Source organism: Ruegeria hyattellae, assembly GCF_041537925.1.
Lineage (GTDB): Bacteria > Pseudomonadota > Alphaproteobacteria > Rhodobacterales > Rhodobacteraceae > Ruegeria_C.
Genome location: NZ_JBGOSH010000003.1, coordinates 543,553 through 561,321 on the forward strand (window position 1 = coordinate 543,553; position 17,769 = coordinate 561,321).

The following is a 17,769-nucleotide window of genomic DNA, read 5'->3' on the forward strand; positions in this document are numbered from 1 at the left end:
GCCCCCGGACGGGAGGCAGCATCATGGCGATCACAACCTGCGTATTCGACGCCTACGGAACTCTGTTCGACGTAAGCGCCGCCGCAAGGCAGGCAGCGGCCGAGCCTGCATTCCCCGCGCTGGTGGAAACATGGGCCGAACTGGCCAATCACTGGCGGCTGAAACAGCTGCAATATACCTGGCTGCGCGCCATCACCGGCGCCCACACCGATTTCTGGACCGTCACGCAGGAGGGCCTCGACTGGGCGCTTGAGGCGTGCACGCTGGACGGAAACCCCGCTCTGCGCCAGCGCCTGCTGGATCTCTATTGGGAATTGCAGGCCTATCCGGAAGTGCCGCAGATGCTGGCCGCGTTGAAATCCGCCGGGCTGAATACCGCGATCCTGTCGAACGGCTCGCCGCAGATGCTGGACGGGGCGGTGCAATCGGCCGGGATCGGCGATGTGCTGGATGATGTGCTGTCGGTGGAAAGCGTCGGTGTCTTCAAGCCCGATGCCAAGGTCTATGACCTCGTGCAGAGCCGGTTCGACACCCCCCGTGACGCCGTGCTGTTCGTCAGTTCCAACGGCTGGGACGCTGCCGGTGCCAGCGGGTACGGATTTGTCACCGCATGGGTCAACCGCGCAGGCGAGCCGGTCGACCGCCTGCCCTGGCGTCCGACGCATATCCTGTCCGACCTGACCTCCATCCCCGAACTGGCGAGGGCCTGATGCCATCTTTCACCACCACCGACGGGTTGCGGCTGCATTTTAGTGATGAGGGCGCGGGTGTGCCCCTGCTTTGCCTGCCCGGCCTGACCCGCAATGGCGATGATTTCAACTTCGTGAAACCGCATCTGGTGCACCTGCGCCTGCTGACACTGGATTTTCGCGGTCGTGGCGGCTCGGATTACGATCCCGACCATATGCATTACAATATCGCGCGCGAGGCGCTGGATGTGATCGAGCTGCTTGACCATCTGGCACTGGACAAGGTGTCGCTGTTGGGCACGTCGCGCGGCGGACTGGTGTCGATGGTGCTGGCCGCGACCCATCCCGACCGACTGGCCGCCGTCATCCTGAACGATATCGGCCCCGAGGTCGCCCCTGCCGGTCTGGAACGGATCATGGGTTATGTTGGGATACTACCCAATTCCAAGACACTGGATCAGGCGGCGGTGGGCCTCAAGAAATTCATGGACCCCGAATTTCCCGGCGTCCCGCTGGGGCGCTGGCGCGAGCAGGCCAACTTTCAGTACGACGAGAGCCAGGATGGGCTGACGCTGCGCTATGATGCCAAGCTGCGCGACGCATTGCTGGAACAGGCGCAGGCCGGGCCGCCACCAGACCTCTGGCCGCTGTTCGAGGCGCTGAAACCCATCCCGACCGGCGTGATACGCGGCGCGAATTCCGACCTCTTCACCAGCGAAACACTGCAAAAGATGCAGGAGAGCCATCCGGGGCTTGTCTCGGCCGAGGTGCCCAATCGCGGCCATGTGCCGTTTCTGGACGAACCCGAAGCGCTTCATGTCATTCATCAGGTGGTGGACCAGATATGACCGATCTCAGCCTCATCGAAGCTGCTGCAAAGCGCCTCAAGGGCCATGCCCGCGAGACGCCTCTGCTGTCCTCGCCGTTTCTGGATGAGCTTGCCGGGCGGCGGGTTCTGATCAAGCCTGAATGCCTGCAGCATACGGGCAGCTTCAAGTTTCGTGGCGCGTGGTCGGCGATCTCGGCGCTGGCGCCCGAGACGCGCGCGCGCGGCGTGATTGCCTTTTCCTCGGGCAACCATGCGCAGGGCGTGGCCCATGCCGCGGCTCTGCACGGCGTGCCCGCAACCATCATAATGCCCGCCGACGCGCCGCGCATGAAGATCGATAACACACGCGCCCTGGGCGGTGATATAGTGCTCTATGACCGCGAGCGCGAAAGCCGCGAAGAGATCGGTGCGGAGCTGGCCGAGACACGCGGCCTGACCCTGATCAAACCCTATGACGAACCGCAGGTGATCGCCGGGCAAGGCACAACCGGGCTGGAGATTGCGCGGCAGGCACGAGACGCAGGCGTGACCGAGGCGGACGTGCTGGTCTGTTGCGGCGGCGGCGGGTTGACCTCGGGCATTGCACTGGCGCTTGAGGGTCATGCCCCCGGTCTGCGCGCCCGCACCTGTGAACCTGAAGATTTTGACGACATGCGCCGTTCGCTCGCCTCGGGCAAACGCGAACGCAACCCGCGCGAGGGCGGCAATATCTGCGACGCGATCCTGACGCCGCAGCCCGGCCAGATCACCTTTCCGATCATCAAACGCCTCTGCGGTCCGGGGCTGGCCGTGTCCGAGGATGAGGCGATGCACGTGATGGCGCTGGCCTTTGCGCGGTTGAAACTGGTGCTGGAGCCGGGTGGCGCGGTGGCGTTGGCAGCCGCGCTCTTGCGCCGGGGTGAGATTGCGGGCGAGGCGGTGATCGTCGTCGCCTCGGGCGGCAATGTGGATGCCACGCTATTTCGCCACGCCCTTGAACGCTATGCGGAGTAGATCATGACCCGGTTCACCATTGCCTCGTTCAACGTCAAGAACCTGATCGGCGCGGATCAGGAATACTACCGGTTCCAGCGCTATACCGAAGAAGAATACGCCTGGAAGAAAGACTGGTTGGCCGACCAGCTGCTGACCATGGATGCCGATATCGTCGGCTTTCAGGAAATCTTCGATGACGAGACCCTGCGGGATGTGATTGACGAGGCCGACAAGCGGGGCGCAGCGGCCAATGAGGCGACCATCCCCGATGCCTCGAAGCGCTATCACCGCAAGGCGATCTTCCGGAAACTGGCCTTTGGCGGCTATGGGCAGGCGGTGCTTGCCTTTGCGCCCAATGTCAATGATGGCGCGCCCGGCGAACGGCGTCCCGGTCTTGCGCTGCTGTCGCGCCACGGCTTTGCCGAAGAGCCCGAGGTGATCCAGCTGCTGGAGGAACCGCTGGATATCCCGATGTCCGCACTGGGCGGCGGTGATGCGGGCCATTTCCGGCTGGAGAAGCTGTCGCGCCCGATCCTCAAGGTGCGTATCCCGGTGGGCGGCACGGTGATCACGGTGTTCAACTGCCATCTGAAATCCAAACTGGGCGAGTTCCCCCGCCCCGAGGGCGCAGAATTCGCGCCCGAGGCGGTGCTGACCTCCTATGATCCGGTGGGCCGCGCCATGGGGGCCTTGCGGGCGGCGCTGCGGCGCATGGCCGAGGCCTGGGTGCTGCGGCGCGAGATCGTGGCGGAACTGGACAAGGGCCATCCCGTGATGGTGCTGGGAGATTTCAACGATGGCGAACATGCGGTCAGTTCCGAAATCATCGCCGGAGAGGTGCCGTTCAAGAACTATTCCTGGATGCTGCGCCATGACGCCAAGCAACCCAATGACCGTTATTCGAAGAAAGAGAACGAAGAGATCACCGAAGCGGTCGACCGGGTGCGCCTGCGCTCGGCGGAAAAGATGTTCATCCGCAAATCCCTGCGTGACATGGTCTATACCTCGGCCTTTGGGGGCGTTTATGAAAGCATCGACCAGATCTACATGTCGCGCCATTTTGACAATGCTTATGGCAAGGCGATCGGCGAGATGGAGTATTTCAGCGTCTTCAACGACCACCTGACCGATGGCAGTCATCCCGAGGCGCCTTATAACAAGCTCGCCTCGGATCACGGGCAGATCATGGCCCATGTCCGGCTGGACAGCGAGCGCGAGGGGTAAGCCGGATGCGGATGGCCGATCTGGGCGATGTGCAGCTGCACTACCGCGTCGATGGCGACCCGGAAGGCGCGCCGGTAGTCTTTGCAAATTCGCTGGGCACTGATCTGCGGCTCTGGGACCCGTTGATGCCGCATCTTCCCGACGGGCTGAAGATCATCCGCTATGACAAGCGCGGTCATGGCCTGTCTTCGGTGCCCGACGGGCCTTATGCGATGGGGGCTCTGGTGCGCGACGCCGAGCGCTTGCTGGACCATCTGGGTGTGCATGAATGCGTGTTCGTGGGCCTGTCCATCGGGGGCATGATCGCGCAGGGGCTGGCAGTGAAGCGGCTGGATCTGGTGCGCGGGCTGGTATTGTCGAACACGGCGGCCAAGATTGGCACGCCTGCCATGTGGGACGACCGGATCAAAGCGGCGCGCAGTGGTGGGATCGAGGCGTTGGCCGATGCCACGATGGAGCGCTGGTTCTCGCGCGCCTTTCGCGCCACGCCCGATCTGGCCCTCTGGCGCAACATGCTGACCCGGCAACCGCTGGAGGGGTTTCTGGGCTGCTCCGCCGCCATCTCGGGCACCGATTTCTATACACCAACCAGCGGGTTGCGCCTGCCCACGCTGGGCATTGCCGGGTCCGAGGATGGCTCGACCCCGCCCGATCTGGTGCGTGAAACCGTCGAGTTGGTGCCGGGGTCTGAGTTCAAGCTGATCCGCCGCGCAGGCCACCTGCCTTGCGTCGAACAACCCGAAGACTATGCAGCCCTGCTGACAAGCTTCCTGACACAAATCGGGCATCTGGCCCGCTGATGCGCCTGCCGCTTGTGTTCATCCTGACCACGGTGGTCATCGACGCGATGGGCATTGGGCTGATCTTTCCGATCATGCCGACACTGATACTCGAGGTAGAGGGCGGCACGCTGGCCGATGCCGCGCTGTGGGGCGGTGTCCTCAGCAGTGCGTTTGCGGTAATGCAGTTCCTGTTCGGCCCGGTTCTGGGCAACCTTTCGGATGCCTATGGCCGCCGACCGGTTCTGCTGGTGTCGCTGTTCGTGATGGCGCTGGACTATCTGGTCATGGCGGTGGCCGGGTCGATCTGGCTGCTGCTGATCGGTCGCATCGTGGGCGGCGTCACGGCGGCCACCCATGCCACGGCGGCGGCTTTCATCGCCGATCAGTCGAAACCCGAAGAAAAAGCCACCAATTTCGGCCTGCTCAGCGCCGCATTCGGTGTCGGATTCGTGCTGGGCCCGATGATCGGCGGGCTCTTGGCCGAGATGGGCACCCGCGCCCCGTTCTACGCCGCCGCGCTACTGGCCGGGCTGAACTTTGCGTTGGGCTGGTTCGTGATGCCCGAAACCGTGACCGACGCCACCCGCCGCGCCTTTACGTGGGGCCGGGCCAATCCGCTGGGCGCGTTCCGGGCGATGATGCGGATACCGGGCGTGACCGCGCTGCTGTGGGTCTATCTGCTCTACTCGATCGCGATCTATGTCTACCCGGCGATCTGGGCCTATTTCACGCTTGCCCGCTTTGACTGGTCACCGCAGATGATCGGCCTGTCGCTGGGCGTCTATGGCACGGCGCTGGTGCTGGTTCAGGGCGGTCTGCTGCGCTACATCACGCGCTGGTTCGGTGAGCGGCGCACGGTGGTCCTTGGCCACCTGTTCGAGTTTGCGGGCTTTGGCGTGCTGGCGTTTGTCACCAGTGGTCTGGTCGCTCTGCTGTTCACACCGATCACGGCCATTGGCGCGGTGGTCACACCAACATTACAGGCGATGATGTCCAAGCGCGTGCCCGACAACCAGCAAGGAGAGTTGCAGGGGGTGATGGCGGCGGTCCAGGCCCTGTCGACGATATTATCGCCGCTGATGATGACCAGCGTTTTCGCCGCCTTCACCCGCGAAGGCGCGCCGATCTTCCTGCCGGGCGCGCCCTTCCTGCTGGCGCTAGGGCTGATGGCCATCGGGCTGGTGGTTTTTGTGCGCGTTCCCAAACGAGATGTTTGGTAGCGACCTTGTTTTGGCGGATTCTGCCTTGCGAAGGGCAAAACACCGGTCCACCGTTGGCCTGAATCAGGGGAGAGTTTCATGGCAACAATCAAGGCCGCGGTCTGCCGCGCATTCGGGGAACCGCTGATCATCGAAGAGGTGACCCTGGCCTCGCCCGGTCTGGGCGAGGTCGAGGTGACGCTGGACGCGGTCGCCATCTGTCATTCCGACATCACCTTTGCCGAGGGGGCATGGGGTGGCAATCTGCCCGCCATCTATGGCCACGAGGCCGCCGGTATCGTCACCGCGATGGGCGACGCCTGCGGCGATCTCCAACTGGGCGACCCGGTGGTGGTCACTTTGATCCGGGCCTGCGGTGACTGCCCAAGCTGCGCGGGCGGCACGCCCACGCTTTGCGAAACGCCCTATGACACGATGGGTGGGCCTCTGAGTGATGCAAGCGGCGCGCCGGTGGATCAGGCGATGGCCTGCGGGGCTTTTGCGGAAAAGGTTGTGGTCAGCCACCGCCAGATCGTGAAAATCCCGCAAGACATGGCGCGCGACGCCGCCTGTCTTCTGTCCTGCGGCGTCATCACCGGCGTCGGTGCGGCGGTCAACGCCGCCAAGCTGCGGGCCGGTCAGGACGTGGTGGTGATCGGGGCGGGCGGCGTTGGTCTCAACGCCATTCAGGGCGCACGCATCGCCGGTGCGCGCCGGATCGTGGCGGTCGACATGACAGAGGAAAAGCTGGAGATCGCCAAGGAGTTCGGGGCCACGCATGGTGTTCTGGGCACGCGGGACGCGCCGTGGAAAGCGGCCTACAAGGCGCTGGGCGGGCGCGGTGCTGATGCGGTTCTGGTCACCGTTGGCGCGATCCCGGTCTATGAACAAGCGCCCCGCTATCTGGGGCGTGGCGGGCGCGTCGTGATGATCGGTATGCCGCATTCGGGTGCGCAGGCCAGTTACGAGCCGGTGATCCTCGCCGCAATCGGGCAAGGCATGATCGGGTCGAAGATGGGCGATGTAGTGATCCAGCGGGATATTCCATGGATGATCGACCTCTATCAGCAAGGGCGACTGAAACTGGACGAGCTGGTCTCGGGGCGCTGGCGGCTGGATCAGATCAACGAGGCGATTGCCGATACCAAGACCGGCAGCGCCAAGCGAAACGTGATCCTGTTTGATCGGGACGGGGCAGCGGGCTGATCCCCGCGCGACGGAGGTAGAATGATGAAACTGCAGGATCTCGACGTCATCATCACAGCGCCGCCTGCCCCCGGTTGGGGCGGGCGATACTGGATATTGGTCAAACTGACCACCGATACCGGGATCACCGGCTGGGGTGAATGCTACGCCTCCTCCATCGGACCCGATGCAATGACCCATGTGATCCGCGATGTGTTCGAGCGGCATATGTTGGGTCAAAACCCCGAAAACATCGAGTTAATGTTCCGCCGCGCCTATTCAAGCGGATTTACCCAGCGGCCCGATCTGACCGGGATCGGCGCGTTCTCGGGGTTGGAAATCGCGTGCTGGGACATCCTCGGCAAAGACCGCGACCGCCCGGTTTATGCCCTGCTGGGGGGGCGGATGAATGACCGGCTGCGCGCCTATACCTATCTCTACCCCCTACCTCAACACCCGCTGGACAGGTTCTGGACATCGCCGCAGATGGCGGCGGAAAGCGCCGGCGAGATGGTGCGGCAAGGCTATACGGCGGTGAAATTCGACCCCGCCGGGCCGTATACGATCCGAGGCGGCCATATGCCTGCGAAGCTTGACATCACGCTGTCGGTGGCGTTCTGCGAGGCGATCCGCGATGCCGTGGGCGACCGGGCGGATCTGCTTTTTGGCACCCATGGCCAATTCTCGACCGCAGGTGCGATCCGGCTCGCCAAGGCCATCGAGCCCTATGACCCGCTCTGGTTCGAAGAGCCGATCCCCCCAGACAACATCGACGAAATGGCCAAGGTGGCGCGCGCCACTTCGATCCCCGTCGCTACCGGCGAGCGGCTCTGCACCAAGGCCGAGTTCGCTCCGGTGCTGCGCGCGGGCGCGGCCACGATCCTGCAACCGGCTCTGGGCCGCGCGGGCGGCATCTGGGAGATGAAGAAGGTCGCCGCACTGGCCGAGGCTTATAACGCCCAGATGGCCCCGCATCTTTACGCCGGACCGGTGGAATGGGCTGCCAATATCCAACTTGCCACCTCAATCCCCAACCTGCTGATGATCGAGAGTATCGACACACCGTTCCATTCCGATCTGATCAAGGGATCGCTTAAGGTCGAAAACGGCTTCGTGACCCCGCCAGACACGCCCGGCCTCGGCATCGAGATCGACGAGGCACTGGCCCGCGCGCACCCCTATGAAGGCGACGGCCTGCACCTGCAGATGCAGGAGGCGCCCTGCGACTATACGGGTGCAAACGCGTTCATGGGCGGGGCGCCACCCAAGAAAGGCTGACGGGGCAATTATTCTCACACTCCTCTCACAACGGTGAGAGGAGTGCTGTGCTTCATTGGGAGTCCCTGAATTCCTGATGAGGACAAGAAAACCAATGCAACGAACTGCTGTGAACCCATGGGCATGGTCCCTGAAACTCGGCTACAACCAAGCCGAATTGCTTGCGGAAGGCACCCGACAACTGGTCTGCGCGGGCCAAACCGCCGTTGATTCCGATGGCCAGCCGCAACACCCCGGCGATATGCGCGGCCAGATCGCGCTGAGCCTCGACAATCTTGAGGCGGTGCTGGAGGCGGCAGGCATGGGGCTTGCCAATGTCACGAGGCTGGGAATCTATGCCACCGATGTGGACGAGGCGATGAAGCATTTCGACCTGCTGAGCGCGCGGTTTGGTCTTACCGGTGCTGCGCCGCCGATGACGCTGCTGGGGGTGAGCCGGCTTGCGCTTGCGCCACTGTTGTTCGAGATCGAAGCAACCGCTGCGGAATAGACGCACCGGCGCGATCGTCATGCTATAAGCTGGGTCTGAGAAACGGAGAGTTCCAAAGCAGATGCGCCGTGCAGAGAGGTTGTTCAGGCTGGTCAACGAAATGCGGAGCCGTCAGGTCAGCCGGGCCACCGACCTGGCCGCACAGTTCGAGGTCAGCGTCAGCACCATTTATCGCGACATCGCGCATTTGCAGGCATCGGGCCTGCCGATCGAGGGCGAGGCCGGGATCGGCTATCTGCTACGGCCCGGCTTTGATCTGCCCAACGTGACCTTTACCCATGACCAGATCGACGCGCTGGCCGTGGGGCTGTCCTTTGTGGAACGCACCGGTGATCCGGTGCTGGCGGTGGCGGCACGGGAGGTGCGCGCCAAGCTGCAGGCGGGCCTGCCCGAACCCGAAGAGCGCCGACTGGCCGACGCGCCCTATTTCAATCTACAAAGCAAGACCGGCACGACACCGGATGTCGGCGCGCTGCGCGCGGCGATCCGCCGCCGGCAGGTCCTGCAGATCAGCTATGAGAATGGCACCGGAACCCGATCGGATCGCCGCGTGCACCCGCTGGTGATCTGGAACCTGGCCGATGGCTGGATGTTTTCTGGCTGGTGTGAGCTGCGTCAGGATTTCCGCACGTTCCGCTTCGACCGCATCGCGGCGCTTACCGTGACCGGGGAGAATTTCGAGGACGATGAGGCAACGGGTCTACGCGCCTTCATGGAGTTGGAAGAGTGCGAAAGCCATGATCGCTGATCGCGCCGTCTAGTTCGACACATACCCCGCCACCACCTGCAGGAGCTTATAAGCCACGGCGGCGTCATGTTCGACCACGGCAAGGAACTCCTCTTCGCCGATGCGCAGGCAGGTGATATCGGTCTCGGCCACCATGCTCAGCGCGCGCGGCTCCTTGCGGATCAGGCCCAGTTCACCCACCAGAGCGCCGGGGCCGACGGTGAGGATCAGCTCATCCGCCTCGTCACCGGGTTTCGGCAGATAAAGCCCGGCATCGCCTTCAATCATCACATAGGCACCGTCGGTCGGTTCATCATCCCTGAGGAACACCACATCCCCCGCCCCGGCATTGTACCAGCGCGCGCCAAAGGCCAGCAGGCGCAGCTGACTGCGGTCCAACCCGGAAAACAAGGGCGTCTGTTCCAGCGCCCGCAATTTGCGGGTCAGGTCGGCCGAGGACACGCCGTCTTCGGCAACCATGTCGGCGGTCTCTTCACTGACGATGCGGCCCTGTTTCACTTCAATGAATTGGTCAAAGACTTCCGGCGTCTGGAACCCGTCATTGATATAGATCACCGTGGTGTCCGGCAGCAGCGCGCGCAGGTTCTGATAGACCGCGACCTGAGTGTCCATGTCATAGCTGGCCAGCGCCTGATCGAGGATCAGGATATCTGGCTTCTTGATGGTGGCGCGGGTGAAGGCCAGCGGTTCGGCATAGGTGGCCGACAGGTTTTGCCCTCCCAGCGTGACCGGCATGTCATAGATCAGTTCCACCACCAGCGGCTGGACCCCGTTGCCAATCAGCACGCCTGCCACCAGCTTGCGCAGCTCATCGGCCTTGCTGCCACCCATCTGGCTGACCTTACCGTAGAGCGCATTTTCCAGGACCGTCAGGCCCGGTGCAAATGTCGCCGGATCAAGCGGGGTGAAGACACCGCCGATGCAACGCATCAGCTCTTTGGAATGGGAATGGCGCAGCTCCAGAATGCGCGCCTTGAGCTCTTCGGAAAAGGCAGGCCCGATCCGGTCGGCCGAGATCGCAAAGGGCACCGCCAGCAGGTTGGCCAGTTCGGCATCGCTCAGTACATGGCCGTTTTCGCGGGTCTTTTCGATCAGCTCGATGGCAGACTCGTAGGTCTTGGTGTCCAGGCCCAGCTTGCGGAAGAGTGGGTGATCGGTGGTGTCCAGACCAAAGATCTGCCGCAGCATGTCGATCACGTCCTGGGTCAGGCTCACCAGTGTCTGGTCGAGCCCCAACTGCCGTAACTGGCCCAGAAACTCGGCCTGACCCGCCAGCAGTTCCTGCGTGACCGGCACGCGCGCGGTGGCGAATAGCAGGTTCTCGGCTACGGGCAGCGCCGGGTTATAGAGATCGGGGTCGATCAGGTAGGCCTGATCCGCAAGCCCTGCCGCCTGTACTGCCTGCTGCACCCTGGGGCGCAGTTCGACCAGCCGTGTCGCCAGCTCCGGATGCAGCAGCGAATCGAACTGCTGTTCGGTGCCGCGCCGGAATAGCGCCGCGCCCGAACCCAGCCCCTCGATCAGGCGCAGCCACCAGGCCCGCAGCGCCTTTGCGTCTTCAAGCCCGGCCAGCCCGGGATCAAGCCAGTCGGCAGTATAGGGATCGGCGCTGTTGCCGGCGCGGATCGCCTCGCTGAGGTCAGCGCTGTCTTCAGGGGTGCCATTTGGGCGGAAGCGCATCGGCATCATCACGTTGTCGCCAAAGGTGCCCTGGAACATCACCGGGCGCGATGTGGCATGGCCGATACGCGCCGCCAGCACCGCTTGATGCAGCTTGGACAGATCATGGCCCGCAACCATCACCGAGCCGCTGGCGGGCAGCAACTCGCGAGTCAGCAACGACGAGAGCGCGCGACGGTCCTCTTCGCTGGGTGCGGCGATGCCGATCACAGCGCCAGCCTGCAGCGTGACGTCCAGATCATCCAGCACCAGATTGCCATCGCCATCGCGGACCGAGACATGGTCCAGAACAATATCACCATTAAGGCGCGGGCGGTCCTCGGGATCACCTTGGAACAGGTCCTCGTCAACCATTCCGGGCGGTGCGAAACGTTCCAGGATCACGTCCCAGCGCAGCGCCATGTCCTGCGTCTGGTTATAATAGGCCAGCAGTTCCTTCCACGGGCTCGACAGGTCCTTATAGGCCGCCAGTGCCGCAACCAGCGCCCCGAGCGAGACCGTCCCCTGCAGCACGAGATAACCGCCGACCGAATAGAACAAGAACGGAGTCAACTGCGAGATGAAGTTGTTGAGGAACTTCATGAAGAATTTTTTCTGGTAGATCTGGAAGCGGATATCGAACAGGCGGCCAAGCTGCAGGGTGACCAGCGCCATCCGGTGCCGCCAGCCGCCATTGGCGCGCAGGGTCGAGGCGCCCGCGGCACTTTCGCCGATCTGGGCGGCCAGCACGCGCACTTCCTGTATGCGGCTCTTGTTCAGCAGGTTGACCTGCCGCTGTAGTTTGGGGATCAGCCAGGCCTGTAGCGGGATCAGCGCCACGGCCGCCAGCCCGAACCAGACGCTTTGCAGGAACAGGAAGGACAGGATGGTCAGCATCTGCCCCGCCTGCAGCACCGGCTGGCTGATCGCGTCGCCCATCAACCCGCCCATCGGCTCGCTTTCGGCAGTGACCATCGAGACCAGCTCGCCCTGGCTGACCCGCTCGAAATAGGGCTGTGGAAAGCGCAGCACGCGTGCGATCAACTGATAGCGGAACCGGCGCAGCATCCGCTCGCTCAGCACGCCCTTCATCGTGTTGATGCGCATCTTGAGCAGCCCATGCCCCAAGACGGCCAAGAGAAAGGCAACGCAGAGAATTCCCAGATAAGTCACCTGCGGGAAACTCATGCCCCAGACCTGGATCACCGGGGTGGCGGCTCCAATGGCGTCGTTGATGATCCGTTTCGGCAGTTCCAGCGTCAGATAGAGCACCGGAAACAGCGTCGCCGTCACCGCCAGCAGAATAAGCTGGTCGCGCTTCGAGTGTTTCCAGATGAACTGAAAAAGCGTGCGTTCGATGTTCCCCGCCCCGGATTCTAAGAGCTATGCCGCTGAAATATTGCGCCCCTTACCATGTTACCACCGCAACAGCGTAGCCCGCGCAGATTGTCACAGGCAAATGGAATAGCATGAAATTTTCTGCTATTAATGTGAAGAAGTTCACTTACAGCCGCGGTTTTTTATCCATAATCTGCGATAAGCGAAAGTCTGGGAGGCAAACTTGTCCGTCACCGTCGGCACGGTGATATTGCTGTTTTTTCTGTTTCAGATCAAACACATGTTCGCCGACTACTTCCTGCAAACACCCATGATGCTCTCGGGACGAGGAGAGTATTGGCACGTAGGGCGGGCCCTGCATGCCGGTGTCCATGCCGCAGGTTCGGCCGTCGTATTGCTGATAATGGGCACGCCGCTTGGCTTTCTCCTGCTACTGATCGCGCTGGAGTGGTTCATCCATTTCAACATCGATTTCGGCAAGGCGCATTATTCCGACAAGATGGAACTGCAGCCAAATCAGGCGCGCTATTGGCATGCGGTGGGGTTCGACCAGTTCCTGCACCAGATGACCTATGTGGCAATGATCTGGGCCTGGCTGACTTTCGTGGCCTGACGCTCAGGCCGTGACAGGTCGGTCCCGTTTGATTGTTCTCAGAACCACATTGGTCTGCGCGCTGGACACCGCCGGCAGCCGGAACAGGAACTCTTCCAAGAAGTGGTTATAGGCGGCTAGATCGCTTGTCAGCACACGCAGGTGATAGTCGGCCTGCCCGGTCGTAGCATAACATTCCTGTACCACTGTACTGGTCTCGACCGCGCGGATGAACTCGATGATCTTTTCGGGGTCGTGTCGCGTCAGGTGCACATGCACGATCGCCTCGAAGTCCAGCCCGATTGCCTCGGGGTTCACAATCGCGCCATAGCGCGCGATCACGCCTGTGTCCTCCAGCGCCCGCACCCGCCGCCAGAGCGCCGAGGCCGACATGCCCACCGCTTCGGCAAGCTCGGCGTTCGAGATGCGGCAATCCCGCTGCAAGAAGGTCAGTATTTGTCGGTCGCGGTCGTCGGTCATTTCATTTCTGGTTGAGTACTTCGAAAGCGCCACCTTATTTGGATAATTTATCCAATTCTTCACAAAAATCAACACAACCAGAAATCTCTTTCCTCTCTTGCCGGATTATCCTTTCATCAATCAGCACCAAACGGCAGGGATTTCCGATGACCCGTCACGAGACGCAGTTGCGGTCCTACCGCCTACAGGACCGCTATGACCTGATCGAAGGGCACGTGTTTCTGACGGGAACGCAGGCGCTGGTGCGGATCATGATGGATCAGGCCCGGCGCGATCGCGCCGCAGGGCTGAACACAGCCGGATTTGTCTCGGGCTATCGCGGCTCGCCGCTAGGCGCTTTGGATCTGGAATTCTGGCGCGCGCAGGACCGGCTGGAGGCTGACCGCATCACCTTCATGCCCGCCGTAAACGAGGACTTGGGTGCCACGGCAGTGCTAGGCGCCCAGCAGGCCATTCTGGACCCGGACTGCGCGGTCGAGGGCGTGTTTTCCATGTGGTACGGCAAGGGGCCGGGCCTGGACAGGTCGGGAGATGCGCTGAAACATGGCAATGCCTATGGGTCTGCCGCCAAGGGCGGAGTTCTCGTGGTGGCGGGCGACGATCATGGCTGCGTCAGTTCGTCGATGCCGCACCAATCGGATGCCGCCTTTCTGAGCTGGTTCATGCCGGTGCTGAACCCGGCCTCGGTCGCGGAATATCTGGAATTCGGCGAGTACGGCCTGGCCCTGTCGCGGTTTTCTGGCACCTGGGTCGGCTTCAAGGCGGTCTCGGAAACGGTGGAAAGCGCGCGCGCGGTCACACTGCGCCCCGACCGACGCTTCACGCTGCCGCAGATCGACTTGCCCGCCGGGGGGCTGCATGTGCGCCGCGCCGACCTGCCCTCGCCCGAGATCGAGACCCGCATACAAGCCAAGCTGCGCGCCGTGCGCGCCTTTGCCGAGGCCAATCCGATCGACCGGCGCATCTATGACATCGAGAGCGCGCGGTTCGGCTTTGTCACCACCGGCAAGGGCCATCTGGACCTGATGGAGGCGCTTCGGCTGTTGGGGCTGGACGAAGCCGCCTGCCGTCGCCTTGGCATCGACATCTACAAGGTCGGCATGGTCTGGCCGCTGGCCCGCCGCAGCGCGCTGCGCTTTGTGCGGGGCAAGGCCGAGGTGCTGGTGGTCGAGGAAAAGCGCGGTATCATCGAGTCGCAGTTCAAGGAGTATTTCTACGACTGGCCGGGCGACAAGCCGCAAAAGATGGTCGGCAAATATGACAGCCATGGCGAGCCGCTGATCCCCTGGACCGGCGAACTGAGCCCGCTGATGCTGGTGCCCATCGTGGCCGCGCGGCTGGACCGGTTTTTTCCTGAGGAGCGCCTGCCCGCCAAGGCCCGCACCCTGACCGCCCCGCCGCCATCCCTGATCCAGGTCGACGGCGCGACCCGCACGCCCTATTTCTGCTCGGGTTGCCCGCATAACATCTCGACCAAAATCCCCGAAGGATCGACGGCGGGCAGCGGCATCGGCTGTCACGTGATGGCAAGCTGGATGGACCGGCAGACGGCAGGTTATGCGCAGATGGGTGGCGAGGGCGTGCCGCATGTGGCGGCCTCGAAATTCACCGGCGGCGGGCATATCTTTCAAAACCTCGGAGAGGGGACATGGTATCATTCCGGCTCGCTGGCGATCCGGCAGGCGGTCGCTGCGGGCACCAACATCACTTATAAGATCCTCTACAACGATGCGGTGGCGATGACCGGCGGGCAGCCGGTGGATGGTCCGATCAGCGTTGCGGGCATCGCCCAGACCTGCCGCGCCGAGGGAGTGGCGCGGATCGCGGTCGCCTCGGACGATATCTCCAGTTACCGCCGCGCCGATTTTCCGGCGGGCACCTCGTTTCACGACCGCATTGCGTTGGACAGCCTACAGCGCGAGCTTCGCGAGATCCCCGGTGTCACGGTTCTGATCTATGAACAGACTTGCGCCTCCGAGAAACGCCGCCGCCGCAAACGGGGCCAGATGGAGGACCCCAAACGCTTTGTCTGGATCAACGATCTGGTCTGTGAGGGTTGCGGCGATTGTTCGGTCGAATCCAACTGTCTGAGCGTTGAGCCGAAAGAGACGCCGTTCGGGCGCAAGCGCCGGATCAACCTGAGTTCCTGTAACAAGGATTATTCCTGCCTGAACGGGTTCTGCCCCAGCTTTGTCACGGTCGAGGGCGCGGCGCGGCGCAAACGCGCGGTGACACTGGATTCCGGCTCGCTGGAACGGGGCCTGCCCGTGCCCGAACTGCCCGGGCTCGACACGGCATTCAACCTGCTGGTCACCGGCGTCGGCGGCACCGGTGTGGTGACCATCGGCGCGCTGATCACCATGGCCGCGCATCTGGAGGGCAAGGGGGCCTCGGTCCTCGACTTCACCGGGTTCGCGCAGAAATTCGGAACGGTGCTCAGCTATGTGCGGCTGGCCGACCGGCAGAGTGACCTCAACCAGGTGCGTATCGATCAGGGCACAGCGGATGCGGTGATCGGATGCGACATCGTGGTAAGCTCGGCACCCAAGGCCTCGGCGCATTACAGCGCGGGCACGCATGTGGTGCTGAACCGCGCCGAGATGCCCACGGGCGATATCGTGCTGCGCCGCGACGCGCGGCTGGACGTGGACAAGCGCGAAAAAGCAATCCGCGCTGTGGTTGGCACGGAACATGTCGCCGGGTTCGACGCGAACGCGGCGGCAGAGGCGCTGCTGGGGGATACCGTGTTTGCCAATGTGATCCTGCTGGGCTTTGCCTGGCAGCGCGGGCTGGTGCCGGTCTCGGACATCGCTATTGCGCAGGCGATCGAGTTGAACGGGGTGGCGGTCGCGCGCAACCGTCTGGCCTTTGCCATAGGGCGCTGCATGGCTGTTGATCCCTCCCGGCTGCAAGGGTACCGCGACAAGCAGCCTGAGGAGGAAAGCACCGACGAGATGATCGCGCGCCGGGCGGGGTTCCTTACCGATTACCAGGATGCGGCTTATGCGCGGCGCTATACCAACTGGGTCGCAGCGTTTCGTGACGCACAACCGGACGCGCCCGAGGCGATGCAGCGCGCCGTGATCCGCAACCTGTTCAAGCTGATGGCCTACAAGGACGAGTTCGAGGTGGCGCGGTTGATGAGCGAGGCGCGCTTTTCCACAGAGCTGGCCGGGCAGTTCGAGGGCGACTACCGCGTCACCTACCACATGGCCCCGCCGCTGCTGGGGTTTCGCAAGGATGGGCGCGGGCGGGCGGTGAAGCAGACCTTCGGTCCGTGGCTACACCCGGTGCTGCGCGGGCTGGCGGCCCTGCGCGGGCTGCGCGGGTCGATCCTGAACCCGTTCCGCTACCATCACGAGGCACGGCTGCATCGCGCGTTGCTGGAATGGTATGAGGGGTTGATCGCGCAGGCCATGGCGGACCCCGCCCCGGACCATGCTGATCACTGGGGCCGCATCCTCGCTGCCCCCGATGGCATTCGAGGCTATGGTCCTGTGCGCGCCGAGTCCGCAGATCAGGTTCGGGCGTCGGTGGCGGCGGACCTCTCGGCGCATGGTGGATCGGTGGCCTGCGCATAAGCCTCGAGCCACAATTGGTCGACCGCGTCGATGGCAGCGGGGTCGAACCTGTCCTGACACTCCCAATAGCGGCCCGAGGGCACAAAATAACCCAGCGCGCGCTCGGCGTCCAGCGCTCGTTCCATCACCGCGCCATCCGGCAGGGCGACGCGGTCGAGGTCGGACCGCATGACGGGCGGGACGACCAGACGGCTCTCCCCCTGAGACAGGCGCACCATCCGGCAGGACTGCCGCACGGCAAATAGCGCAAGCCGCGCCGATTTCGCCTCGAGCGAGCGCAGGGTCACATCCGCGCGCAGCGGGTCCGCCGCGCCCGTGCCGTAGAAATGGGTCTTGCCGGAGGCCGGGTAGACCATATCACAGCCGCAAAAGGCGATCACCGACGGGGTCAGGGCGGCCAGCACCCAATAGCCCGCCGTGAAGGCCATGGTACCGCCGGCAAAGACAAACCCACCATAACCGTTTTGCGCTGGCACGTAATCGGCGTGGGTCACGATCCGCTGGCCGGGTGCGAGGCTCTTGGGCCGGTTCGCTTCGGGAAAATCCTCGGGGTGGATCAGGATGTCCCAGTCGGGGCGCAGCCGCCACGCGTTGTTGATCGCGACGATGTGGGTGAAGGGCGCCTTCGGCCAGTCACAAGCGGCCTCGGCCGCCGGCGCACTGCCCAGGATCAGCACGCGGGTTTGCGAGTCTGGCACGGGGCACCTCCGGATCATGCGC

The 17,769-nt window shown here is 63.4% G+C and carries 15 protein-coding genes; 12 read left to right on the forward strand and 3 right to left on the reverse strand.

Going from position 1 to position 17,769, the window contains the following annotated elements:
* Positions 1–23: 23 nt before the first annotated feature.
* The 10 genes from AB1E33_RS10165 to AB1E33_RS10210 all read left to right on the forward strand — a co-directional run bounded on the left by AB1E33_RS10165 (position 24) and on the right by AB1E33_RS10210 (position 9,399).
* Complete coding sequence (locus AB1E33_RS10165) at positions 24–710, forward strand: haloacid dehalogenase type II (RefSeq protein ID WP_372577146.1); 687 nt, start codon at positions 24–26, stop codon at positions 708–710.
* The gene (locus AB1E33_RS10170) at positions 710–1,537 is read left to right on the forward strand and encodes an alpha/beta fold hydrolase (protein ID WP_372577147.1); all 828 of its coding nucleotides are present in this window, start codon (positions 710–712) and stop codon (positions 1,535–1,537) included. The genes AB1E33_RS10165 and AB1E33_RS10170 overlap by 1 nt, the downstream gene beginning before the upstream one ends.
* Positions 1,534–2,511 (forward strand): threonine ammonia-lyase, encoded by a 978-nt coding sequence (locus AB1E33_RS10175; RefSeq protein ID WP_372577148.1) that lies wholly within the window; start codon positions 1,534–1,536, stop codon positions 2,509–2,511. The genes AB1E33_RS10170 and AB1E33_RS10175 overlap by 4 nt, the downstream gene beginning before the upstream one ends.
* Positions 2,512–2,514: 3 nt before the next feature.
* Complete coding sequence (locus AB1E33_RS10180) at positions 2,515–3,717, forward strand: endonuclease/exonuclease/phosphatase family protein (protein ID WP_372577149.1); 1,203 nt, start codon at positions 2,515–2,517, stop codon at positions 3,715–3,717.
* A 5-nt stretch (positions 3,718–3,722) separates the two neighbouring features.
* Complete coding sequence (gene pcaD, locus AB1E33_RS10185) at positions 3,723–4,517, forward strand: 3-oxoadipate enol-lactonase (RefSeq protein WP_372577150.1); 795 nt, start codon at positions 3,723–3,725, stop codon at positions 4,515–4,517.
* Positions 4,517–5,719, forward strand: coding sequence for a TCR/Tet family MFS transporter (locus tag AB1E33_RS10190; protein ID WP_372577151.1), 1,203 nt, complete (start codon positions 4,517–4,519; stop codon positions 5,717–5,719). Before pcaD ends, AB1E33_RS10190 begins: the two co-directional genes overlap by 1 nt.
* A 78-nt stretch (positions 5,720–5,797) precedes the next feature.
* A complete protein-coding gene (locus tag AB1E33_RS10195; RefSeq protein ID WP_372577152.1) occupies positions 5,798–6,904 on the forward strand; it encodes a Zn-dependent alcohol dehydrogenase in 1,107 nt (368 codons plus the stop codon).
* Positions 6,905–6,928: 24 nt separating this feature from the next.
* Complete coding sequence (locus AB1E33_RS10200; protein WP_372577274.1) at positions 6,929–8,161, forward strand: mandelate racemase/muconate lactonizing enzyme family protein; 1,233 nt, start codon at positions 6,929–6,931, stop codon at positions 8,159–8,161.
* Between the two features lie 94 nt (positions 8,162–8,255).
* Positions 8,256–8,651 (forward strand): RidA family protein, encoded by a 396-nt coding sequence (locus tag AB1E33_RS10205; protein ID WP_372577153.1) that lies wholly within the window; start codon positions 8,256–8,258, stop codon positions 8,649–8,651.
* A 61-nt stretch (positions 8,652–8,712) separates the two neighbouring features.
* On the forward strand, positions 8,713–9,399 hold the full coding sequence (locus tag AB1E33_RS10210; protein ID WP_372577154.1) for a helix-turn-helix transcriptional regulator: 687 nt from the start codon (positions 8,713–8,715) through the stop codon (positions 9,397–9,399).
* A gap of 9 nt (positions 9,400–9,408) precedes the next feature.
* Here the strand turns inward: AB1E33_RS10210 and AB1E33_RS10215 are convergent, their stop codons facing one another.
* The gene (locus AB1E33_RS10215) at positions 9,409–12,393 is read right to left on the reverse strand and encodes an ABC transporter transmembrane domain-containing protein (protein WP_372577275.1); all 2,985 of its coding nucleotides are present in this window, start codon (positions 12,391–12,393) and stop codon (positions 9,409–9,411) included.
* Positions 12,394–12,619: 226 nt separating this feature from the next.
* Between AB1E33_RS10215 and AB1E33_RS10220 the strand changes: the two genes are divergently transcribed.
* The gene (locus AB1E33_RS10220; protein ID WP_372577155.1) at positions 12,620–13,009 is read left to right on the forward strand and encodes a DUF3307 domain-containing protein; all 390 of its coding nucleotides are present in this window, start codon (positions 12,620–12,622) and stop codon (positions 13,007–13,009) included.
* Positions 13,010–13,012: 3 nt separating this feature from the next.
* Here AB1E33_RS10220 and AB1E33_RS10225 read toward each other — a convergent pair whose 3' ends face one another.
* A complete protein-coding gene (locus AB1E33_RS10225) occupies positions 13,013–13,468 on the reverse strand; it encodes an Lrp/AsnC family transcriptional regulator (RefSeq protein WP_372577156.1) in 456 nt (151 codons plus the stop codon).
* A gap of 146 nt (positions 13,469–13,614) precedes the next feature.
* On the opposite strand from AB1E33_RS10225, the gene AB1E33_RS10230 reads away from it, so the two are divergent.
* Positions 13,615–17,049: an indolepyruvate ferredoxin oxidoreductase family protein gene (locus AB1E33_RS10230; RefSeq protein WP_372577157.1), complete on the forward strand. Its 3,435-nt coding sequence runs from the start codon at positions 13,615–13,617 to the stop codon at positions 17,047–17,049.
* Here AB1E33_RS10230 and AB1E33_RS10235 read toward each other — a convergent pair.
* Entirely contained in the window at positions 16,986–17,747 is a 762-nt protein-coding gene (locus tag AB1E33_RS10235; RefSeq protein WP_372577158.1) for a hypothetical protein, read from the reverse strand. The genes AB1E33_RS10230 and AB1E33_RS10235 overlap by 64 nt on opposite strands.
* Positions 17,748–17,769 lie beyond the last annotated feature (22 nt).